General features: G+C 47.3%; 2 protein-coding genes and 1 pseudogene. 2 read left to right on the top strand and 1 reads right to left on the bottom strand.

From position 1 onward, the window contains the following. Positions 1–352: 352 nt before the first annotated feature. Together ACKI5J_RS10105 and ACKI5J_RS10100 are read left to right on the top strand one after the other, a co-directional pair. A pseudogene (locus ACKI5J_RS10105) lies at positions 353–793 on the top strand (DUF11 domain-containing protein). After that, positions 741–1,199 carry a PorP/SprF family type IX secretion system membrane protein gene (locus ACKI5J_RS10100; protein WP_407429086.1) on the top strand — a complete coding sequence of 153 codons (459 nt, stop codon included), beginning with the start codon at positions 741–743 and terminating at the stop codon, positions 1,197–1,199. Before ACKI5J_RS10105 ends, ACKI5J_RS10100 begins: the two are co-directional and overlap by 53 nt. Positions 1,200–1,284: 85 nt before the next feature. On the opposite strand, the gene ACKI5J_RS10095 is transcribed toward ACKI5J_RS10100, so the two are convergent. After that, positions 1,285–1,678: hypothetical protein (locus ACKI5J_RS10095; RefSeq protein ID WP_407429084.1), on the bottom strand; the 394-nt coding region annotated here is incomplete at its 5' end.

The raw sequence follows: 1,678 nt of genomic DNA, 5'->3' as shown, positions 1-1,678 counted from the left end.
ACTAATTTACTAAAAACACCTCCGGTAAGGTGATCCCAGGATTATAAAAGGTGTAAAGTTATTGCAGGATTATATGCACCAGGTGTATAGTAAATCCAGGATTATCAATCAAATGGTGTATAGCTATTTCAGGACGAGACAGTCTGTCATTCGGAAGGTGTCTATTTGAGGTTGCTTCGGGGTTGCTTCGAGGTTGGTTCGGGGTTGCTTCGGGGTTGCTTCGGTTGCAGCCGGATCAACGCCGCACCGACCCCGGCCCAAGGCCCTGGCGCGGCCCTAGCAGGATAGAGGCTGCTTACAAGCCAAGTATAAGCTGAATGTCTCTTTGTTCCGAATTGCTTTGCACTATGGAGTGGTTCTCTGGCATACGATAAGGGCTGATCTTCTGCTGCCGGTATCCCCGTATTGGGGGACTTCATTCTTAAAGCTTGTCCTGCTTTCTATCGTATTTTTCACGCTAAGTACCGCTGCCCGCGCGCAAGTGGATCTGGAAATTACCCAGCAGTTCGATAACCCTTCCCCGAGAATAGGTGATGTCGTTACAATAACGTTAAACGCCAGAAATATAGGCAACATTGCGGCTACAGAAGTAACCGTAAATGATTTGCTTCCAATATGATATTCGTTCGTATCAGTCTCTTCAGGAACAGGTTACAACAATAGCACGGGCGGCTGGATGATCAACACCCTGCCAGCCAATGCTGCAACTACACTGAGCATTCAGGCAAGGATAACAAATAATGATTCTTATACAAGTTGCCAACATTTTGGCTCTTGGGAGCTTCTTACTTAGCTTCGCGGGGCAGGCTGATGCCCAGCAAAATATTCAGTTTAGCCGGTATATATTCAACAGCTTAAGTGTGAACCCGGCTTATGCAGGTTATAAGGAAGAATGGTTTGCACAGCTGGGTTTGCGTGCCCAATGGGTTGGCGTAGAAGGCGCACCGCAGACCATGACTGCCTCTCTGGATGGGATCCTGGATCCCCGGGATCGAAAAATGGGTGTAGGCCTGCAGCTTACTTCGGATCAGCTCGGTGCCCAGTCGACGACCACAGCAACGGTAAATTATGCATACCGCTTGCAACTGGATGCGGTGACCAGTGCACTGGGAAACAACCAGAATGGTTCTCATGAAATAACGCTTGGATTTTCGTTTGGAAAAGTACCCAGGTCATTTATTTGCCCGAGAGTGTCTTAATGTGCCGGATGCTGCTTTGACTTTCAATAGATCTGAAATCACCAGATCACCTTTACACCTGAGCATGGAGTTTACCAGACTCTACCTAAACGGCCGTAAAACCATCAAAATTCCGGTTGTAGATTTCTGTGGCAACTTCCTTAGTTATACTGTCCAGTTCTGTGGAACAGACTTCAATTAAGGCCTGAATCTCCTTTAATTCTTCCACATTCTCCGCCGTTTTTCCCAGTTCTACCAGGCCTAAAACGGAGGCAACTGGCTTTCTGACCAGGTGAGAATTTGTCCAGGCCAGTTTCTTGAGCACCGTGTTTTGTTCTGTGATCTGGACGTCCCTGAGCTTCCTGGAGGTGACGATGTTTTGAACAAAGATGTAGCGTGCAACTTCACTGTGTTCATTATGCACAGCAGAGATGGTCATTTCTACCCAATACCCGTTTCCGGCTTTGGAATAGTTTACCACTTCAAAGGTAGAAAAGTCC

Origin of the sequence: Arcticibacter sp. (genome assembly GCF_045629565.1) — a bacterium.
In the GTDB taxonomy this organism is placed as follows: domain Bacteria; phylum Bacteroidota; class Bacteroidia; order Sphingobacteriales; family Sphingobacteriaceae; genus Arcticibacter.
This window is presented reverse-complemented; position numbering and strand designations above follow the sequence as displayed.